This is a genomic window from Roseomonas sp. CECT 9278 (genome assembly GCF_918698155.1).
Taxonomy (GTDB): Bacteria; Pseudomonadota; Alphaproteobacteria; order Acetobacterales; family Acetobacteraceae; genus Neoroseomonas.
On record NZ_CAKKLX010000021.1, the window covers coordinates 72312 to 79779 of the forward strand.

A 7468-nucleotide genomic window follows, 5' to 3' on the forward strand; every position below is an offset into this window, starting at 1 on the left:
GGCGCCCGCCGCCATGCGCCCGCACCAGGTCAGGACAGCGCGATCTCCATCCCGCGCTTCACCGCCGGGCGCGCCATCAGCGCATCGTACCAGCGCGCCACGTTCGGATAGTCCGTCAGCGCCTTGCCCTGCGTCGGCAGATGCCGCTCCGCCCGCCAGGCCCAGCCCAGGATGGCGAAGTCGGCGATCGACGGCTCGCCCGCCGTCGCCACGAAGTCCCGCCCCGCCAGCCGCTTGTCGAGCACGCCATACAGCCGCAGCGTCTCCTTGCCATAGCGGTTCAGGCCATACTCGCGCGCCGGCCCCTCGGGCTGCATCATGAAGTGATGCACCTGGCCGGGCATCGGCCCGAAGCCGCCCATCTGCCAGTTCAGCCATTCATAGACCGGCACGCGCGCGCGCAGGTCGGCGGGCAGGAAGCGACCGGTCTTCTCGGCCAGGTACAGCAGGATCGCGCCGCTCTCGAACACCGTGATCGGCTGGCCGCCCGGCCCATCGGGGTCGATGATCGCGGGGATCCGGTTGTTCGGGCTGAAGGCCAGGAAATCCGGGTTGAACTGCTCGTCCTTCGAGATGTTCACGGTCCTGACCGTGTACGGGAGGCCCATCTCCTCCAACGCCACGCTGATCTTGCGCCCGTTGGGCGTGTTCCAGGTCCACAATTCGATGGCCATGCGGTGATGTCCTTGCACGAAGCGATGCATCGGCATCGCATGGCGCAGCACCTGCGTCCACCTACCCTGCCGGCGCCGCCCGCCAGGCCTTCAGCAGCCCGTGCGCCACCGCCAGCAGCGCCGGCCCCACGAACAGCCCCAGGAAGCCGAAGGCGATCAGGCCGCCGAACACGCCAAGGATGATCAGCCCCAACGGCATCGCGCTGCCGCGCTGGATCAGCAGCGGCCGCACGATGTTGTCGCTGCCCGACACCGGCAGGATCCCCCACAGCAGCATGAAGATCGCCCACCCGGTCTGCCCCTCGGTGTAAAGCCAGGCCGCCGCGCCCACCCAGGTCACGACGATCAGCGGCCCCAGCACCTGGCTGATCGAGAACACCATGGTCAGGAAGCCCAGCACCGCGGCCCCCGGCACGCCGGCGATCGCCAGCCCGACCCCCATCAGCACCGCCTGCAGGATGGCGGTGCCCACCACGCCCCAGGCGACGCCGCGCACCGCACCGCCCGCGGCCTCGACGGAGTCCACGCCGGTCTGCCCGCCCAGCCGCCCGGCGATGTCGCGCAGTTGCGCGACCAGGCTGTCGCCGCCGGTCCAGAACATCGCCGCCACCAGAAGCGCGAGCAGCACCTGCACCAGGCTGCCGGCCGCCGCCTGGCCGATCTCGACCAGGTAGCGTGCGATCTGCCCGGAATACGGCGCCACCAGCGTGTTGATGTCGCCCTGCACGCCGTGCAGGCGGGTCCAGAGCCCGGCGGCGCGATCGCCCACCATCGGCAGGTCGGTGATCCAGGCCGGCGCGGTCTCGGGCAGGTTCTCGATCATCAGGCGCGCCCGCACGGCGACCACGCCGATCTGGTCGGCCAGGCCCGGCGCCATCATCAGCAGCGGCAGCGCCACGGCCAGCACCAGCACGATCAGCAGCGCCGCGGCGGCGACCCCGGGCCGCAGGCCGCGCGCCACCAGCCAGGCCCGCGCCGGCCAGGTGCCGATCGCGATGAAGGCGCCGAAGGCCACCGCCATGGCGAAGGGCTCCAGCACCCGGAACACGCCATACAGCAGCAGGCCAAGCAGGATCAGCACGGCCGCGCGTTCCGCCAGGCGAACGGTCTCGGCATAGCCGCGGTCGGGCGCCGGCCCGGTCGATTCGGTGTCCATGGTGCTCCCCGCACTCGCGGCGCGCAGCGAAGCACGCCGGGGAGTGCGGGGGGAAGCGGCCGGTCAGCCCAGCTTCTGCTTCAGCACGTCATTGACCACGGCCGGGTTTCCCTTGCCCTGCATGGCCCGCATGGTCTGGCCGACAAAGAAGCCGAACAGCTTGTCCTTGCCCGACCGGTATTCCGCGACCTTGTCGGCATTGGCCGCCAGCACGCCGTCGATCACCGCCTCGATCGCGCCGGTGTCCGTCACCTGCTTCAGCCCGCGTTCCTCGACGATCACGCCCGGCGCGCGGCCGGTCTCGACCATCGCCTCGAAGACCTCCTTCGCCAGCTTCCCCGACAGCGTATTGTCCGCCATCAGGTCCAGCAGCGCGCCGAGATCCGCGGCAGACACCGGCGGTTCGACAATCGAGGTCTTGGTGCGGTTGATGGCGGCGAACAGGTCGCCCATCACCCAGTTGGCCGCCTGCTTGGCGTCGCGGCCCTTGGCCACCGCCTCGTAGTAGGCGGCGGTTTCCTTCTCCAGCGTCAGCACATGCGCGTCGTACGGCGTGACGCCATAGTCGTTCACGTAGCGCGCGCGGCGCTGGTCGGGCAGTTCCGGCAGCGCGGCCTTGAGCTGGTCCACCCAGGACTGCTCGATCACCAGCGGCGGCAGGTCGGGGTCGGGGAAGTAGCGGTAGTCATGCGCGTCCTCCTTCGACCGCATCGACCGCGTGATGCCGCGCGAGGTGTCGAACAGCCGCGTCTCCTGGCGCACCTCGTTGCCCGATTCCCAGACCTCGATCTGACGGCGCGCCTCGGCCTCGACCGCCTGCATGACGAAGCGGATGGAGTTGACGTTCTTCACCTCGCAGCGCGTGCGGAAGCCCTCGCCGGCGCGGCGGACGGACACGTTCACGTCGGCGCGCATGGACCCCTCCTCCATGTTGCCGTCGCAGGTGCCGAGGTAGCGCAGGATCTGCCGAAGCTTGGTCAGGTACGCGCCGGCTTCCTCGGGGGAGCGCATGTCGGGTTCCGACACGATCTCCATCAGCGCGACGCCCGACCGGTTCAGGTCGATGAAGGACTTGGCCGGGTGCTGGTCATGCAGCGACTTCCCCGCATCCTGTTCCAGATGCAGCCGCGTGATGCCGATGACCTTCGTGCTGCCATCCGCCAGCGCGACCTCGACCTGCCCGGTGCCCACGATCGGATGCGCGAACTGGCTGATCTGGTAGCCCTGCGGCAGGTCCGCGTAGAAGTAGTTCTTGCGGTCGAAGCGCGACCACAAGTTCACCTGCGCGTTCAGCCCCAGCCCCGTGCGGACCGCCTGCGCGACACACTCGCGATTGATCACCGGCAGCATGCCCGGGAAGCCGGCATCGACGAAGGACACCTGGCTGTTGGGCGGCGCGCCGAATTCGGTGGCCGCGCCGGAGAAAAGCTTGGCGTTGGAGACGACCTGCGCGTGGACCTCCAGGCCGATGACCAACTCCCAGGGGCCGGTCTCGCCTTCGATGATGTAGCTCATGCCCCGGCCCTCATGCTGGGAAGCGCCTTGAAATCAGCAGCGCGTTCGATCGCCGCACCGACGGCGAACACCGTCTCCTCATCGAAGGGCCGCCCGATCACCTGCAAGCCCAGCGGCAGCCCCTGCCCGTCCAGCCCCGCCGGCACCGCGAGGCCCGGCAGCCCCGCCAGGTTCGCCGTCACGGTGAACACGTCGTTCAGGTACATCTTGATCGGGTCGTCGGAATTCTCGCCCTCGGCAAACGCCGCGGAAGGCGTCGCCGGCGTCACGATGGCATCCACACCCGCGAAGGCGCTGGTAAAATCCCGCGCGATCAGCGCCCGCACCTTCTGCGCCTTCAGGTAATAGGCATCGTAGTAGCCGGCCGACAGCACATAGGTGCCGATCATGATGCGCCGGCGCACCTCCTGCCCGAAGCCCGCCTCGCGCGTGCGTTCGTACAGGTCGCGCAGGTCGGAATCCTTCTCCGCGACCCGCATCCCGAAGCGCACGCCGTCATAGCGCGCCAGGTTCGACGACGCCTCGGCCGGTGCCACGATGTAATAGGTCGGCAGCGCATATTTCGTGTGCGGCAGCGTGATATCCACGATCTCCGCCCCGGCCTCCCGCAGCCAATCGAGGCCCTGGCGCCACAGCTTCTCGATCTCCGGCGGCATGCCCTCCAGCCGGTATTCCTTCGGCACGCCGATCCGCAGCCCCTTCACCGAACGCCCGCAGGCCTTCGCGAAATCCGGCACCGGCCTGTCCGCGCTGGTCGAATCCTTCGGATCGAACCCGGCCATCGACCGCAGCAGGATCGCGCAATCCTCGACCGTGCGGGCAAACGGCCCCGCCTGGTCGAGCGATGACGCAAACGCCACGATGCCCCAGCGCGAGCACCGCCCATAGGTCGGCTTGATCCCCGCGATGCCGCAGAAAGCGGCCGGCTGCCGGATCGACCCGCCGGTATCCGTGCCGGTCGCGCCCAGCGCCATGCGTGCGGCCACCGCCGCCGCCGACCCGCCCGACGATCCGCCCGGCACCAGCCGCAGATCCGGGTCGTTGCGCCGCGACCACGGGTTCACCACGCCGCCGTAAGCAGACGTCAGGTTCGACGACCCCATCGCGAATTCATCGAGGTTCGCCTTGCCCAGGAACACCGCCCCGTCGCGCTTGAGCTGCGCCGACACCGTGCTCTCATAGGGCGGGATGAACCCTTCCAGGATGCGCGACCCGGCCGTGGTCTGCACGCCCTCGGTGCAGAACAGGTCCTTGATGGCAAGCGGGATGCCCTCCAGCGGCCCGGCCTCGCCGCGCTTGCGCCTGGCATCCGAAGCGCGCGCCGCCGCCATCGCCGCCTCCGGCGTGGTGGTGATGAAGGCGTTGATCCGCGGGTTCAGCGCCTGCACCGCATCGACATGCGCACGCGTCAGTTCCTCGGCGCTGATGGCACCTTCGTCCAGCGCGGCGATCGCGCCCGCCAGGGTGAAATCGGTCGGATGCATCACTCAACCACCTTCGGCACGCCGAAATACTCGCCCTCGCGGTCGGGGGCATTGGCCAACACCTTCGCGGCCTGCGCCCCGTCGGTCACCACGTCGTCGCGCAGCGGCATCGCGGCGATGCCCTCGGGCGTGCCGCCGGCCATCGGTTCCACGCCATCCGTATCGACCGCCTGCAATTGCTCGATCCAGCCCAGGATGCCGTTCAGTTCGCCCTGCACGCGGGCGACCTCCTCCTCCGGCAGGCGGATGCGGGCAAGGGCGGCGACGCGCCGCACGGTGGCGGTATCGAGGGACATGCGGGTCTTCCAGGGAAGCGGGGCGCGGACCATAAGGCCGCGCATGGCCATCATCAACCTGAACGACCTGCGCGCCGGGCTGGGGCGCGACCAGCGCCTGGTCGGCCTCGACCCCGGGGCGAAGGTGATCGGCGTGGCGCTGTCGGATGTCACGCTCATGCTGGCAAGCCCCTATGGCGCGATCAAGCGGGGCAAGCTGTCGGTGAACGCCGCCGAGGTCGCCGCCATCGCCCGCAAGGAAGGTGCCGCCGGCATCGTGGTCGGCCTGCCGCTGTCCATGGACGGCAGCATGGGCCCGGCAGCGCAGGCGGCGAAGGACTGGGCGCGCTCGCTCAGCGAGGCGACCGGCCTCGACGTCGCGCTGTTCGACGAACGCCTTTCGTCCGCCGCGGTGAACCGCATGCTGGTGGCCGAGGCCGACCTGACCCGGGCCAAGCGCGCCGTGGCGGTGGATCGCGCCGCGGCGGCCTACATGCTGCAGGCCGCGCTGGATGCCAGCCGGCCCGACCGCCCCTGACGGCCCCGCGCCTCAGGCGGCGCGCACGCCATCGAGGAACTGCCCGATCCGCTGGCGCATGCGCTCCGCCTCCGCGTTGAAGGCCCGCGCCGCCTGGCGCACATCGCCGCTGATCGCGCCGGTCTTCTGCGCGGCACCGCTGGCCGCCCGCGTATCCTCCGACACGCCGCTGGTCGAATTCGCGACATCGCCGACGCTGCGCGCGATCTCCCGCGTCGCCGCCCCCTGCTGCTCGACCGCCGCGGCGATCGACGCGGCCGCCTGGTCGATCTCCGCGACCACCGCGCCGATCCCGCGCACCGTCTCGACCGCCGAGACCGCCACCGCGCGCATGTTCGCGATCTGCTCGGCGATGTCCGATGTCGCCTTGGCGGTCTGCCCGGCCAGCGACTTCACTTCCGAGGCCACCACCGCGAAGCCCTTGCCGGCCTCGCCGGCCCGCGCCGCCTCGATCGTGGCATTGAGCGCCAGCAGGTTGGTCTGCGCGGCGATGCCGGAGATCATCTGCACCACCTCGCCGATCCGCTCGGCGGCGGCGGACAGGCCCTGCATCGTCTCGTCGGTGCGCGTCGCCTCGGCGACCGCGCGGCGCGCCACCTCGGTCGCCTGCGTGACCTGGCGCGAGATCTCGCTGACCGAGGCGGTCAGCTCCTCCGCCGCCGCGGCCGCGACCTGCGTGTTGCCCGCGACCGTATCCGCCGCGCCCGCCACCGCCTGGGTCAGGGACATGCCGTCCCGCGCCGCGGCATCGAGCTCGGCCGCCGTGCCGTCGAGCTGCCCCGCCGCCTGCGCCACCGTCCGCAGTGCCGCGGCGGTATCGGTCTCGAAGCCGCGGATCAGGTCGCCCAGGCGCGCCACGCGCTCGGCCTGGCGGGCGGTGGCGGCGCGCTCCTCGGCTTCGGCGCGTTCGCGGTGTTCGATCTGCTCGCCCAGGCCGCGCACCGCGCCCACGATCACGCCGACCTCGTCATCGGGGCGCCAGGCAGCCGGAAGCTCTGGTCGCGCCTGCCCGCCGCGGATCGCACCGAGCGCGCGCGTGATGCCGCGCAGCGGGCGCAGCAGGCGCTGCGACAGGCGCAGCATCAGCAGGCCCGCGAGCGCCAGCACCACCAGCGCCACCACGCCGTCCAGCACCAGAGTCTGCACCGCCGCCGCCCGGCGCCGGGCCAGGTGTTCCTCCGCGCGGATGAGCGTGGCATCGCGCACGCCGACCAGGGTGCCAAGGCTGCGGTCCCCCAGCGCCTGCCATTCGGCCGCCGTCATGGGCGCCGCCGCGCCCGCGCCGACATGCTCGAGCATGGCCGCGCGCGCCTGGCCATAGGCCGTGCCGAACTGTTCGTTCATGGTGCGCGCCGCCGCGACGATGCCCGGTGCCGCGACGCCGGCGGGGTTGAGCTCGTTGATCCGGCGCACCATCGCCTCCACGCGCCCACGGCGCTCGGCCCAGCTGGCCAGCTGCGCCGCCGTCACGGCGCCGGGCGTGCGCATCGCGGCGCTGATGCTGGCGCGTTCGACCCCGGCCTCCTCGCGCGCCTGGTGCGCCAGGTAGGCGGTCTCGTCGTAGCGGGCGATCGGCGCGTCGCCGCCCTGCGCCACCGCCGCCGATGCCTCCCGCCAGACATCGCTGAGCGCGGCCAGCGCGGTGGATGCGATGTCGTACCAGCCGGCGACCAGCGCGGCGTCGCGCGCCTCGCGCGGCTGGCGCAGGGCAGCGTCCAGCGCGGTGCGCGCGGCATCGAGGGCGGCGATGGCACGGCGCGCCTCCGCGATGCGCGCGGCGAGCGCGGGGCCCGCGCCGGCGCCCAGCGCGTCGAGCGCCGGGCCGG

7 protein-coding genes are annotated in these 7468 nt (G+C 71.5%); 1 reads left to right on the forward strand and 6 read right to left on the reverse strand.

All coding sequences use genetic code 11. The features are described from left to right. Window positions 1-29: 29 nt before the first annotated feature. The 5 genes from LQ222_RS14965 to gatC all read right to left on the reverse strand — a co-directional run bounded on the left by LQ222_RS14965 (window position 30) and on the right by gatC (window position 5125). Window positions 30-674, reverse strand: a complete 645-nt coding sequence (locus tag LQ222_RS14965; protein ID WP_230167622.1) for a glutathione S-transferase family protein — start codon at window positions 672-674, stop codon at window positions 30-32. 61 nt (window positions 675-735) lie between these two features. After that, window positions 736-1830: an AI-2E family transporter gene (locus tag LQ222_RS14970; RefSeq protein WP_230167625.1), complete on the reverse strand. Its 1095-nt coding sequence runs from the start codon at window positions 1828-1830 to the stop codon at window positions 736-738. Window positions 1831-1893: 63 nt separating this feature from the next. Beyond that, window positions 1894-3345 (reverse strand): Asp-tRNA(Asn)/Glu-tRNA(Gln) amidotransferase subunit GatB, encoded by a 1452-nt coding sequence (gene gatB / locus LQ222_RS14975; RefSeq protein WP_230167628.1) that lies wholly within the window; start codon window positions 3343-3345, stop codon window positions 1894-1896. Beyond that, window positions 3342-4829, reverse strand: coding sequence for an Asp-tRNA(Asn)/Glu-tRNA(Gln) amidotransferase subunit GatA (gene gatA / locus LQ222_RS14980; protein ID WP_230167630.1), 1488 nt, complete (start codon window positions 4827-4829; stop codon window positions 3342-3344). Before gatA ends, gatB begins: the two co-directional genes overlap by 4 nt. Next, window positions 4829-5125 (reverse strand): Asp-tRNA(Asn)/Glu-tRNA(Gln) amidotransferase subunit GatC, encoded by a 297-nt coding sequence (gene gatC / locus LQ222_RS14985; RefSeq protein ID WP_230167632.1) that lies wholly within the window; start codon window positions 5123-5125, stop codon window positions 4829-4831. Before gatC ends, gatA begins: the two co-directional genes overlap by 1 nt. Before the next feature lie 43 nt (window positions 5126-5168). On the opposite strand from gatC, the gene ruvX reads away from it, so the two are divergent. Beyond that, on the forward strand, window positions 5169-5642 hold the full coding sequence (gene ruvX, locus LQ222_RS14990; protein WP_230167634.1) for a Holliday junction resolvase RuvX: 474 nt from the start codon (window positions 5169-5171) through the stop codon (window positions 5640-5642). Window positions 5643-5654: 12 nt separating this feature from the next. Here the strand turns inward: ruvX and LQ222_RS14995 are convergent. Continuing rightward, on the reverse strand, window positions 5655-7468 hold a 1814-nt coding region (locus tag LQ222_RS14995), incomplete at its 5' end, for a methyl-accepting chemotaxis protein (protein WP_230167636.1).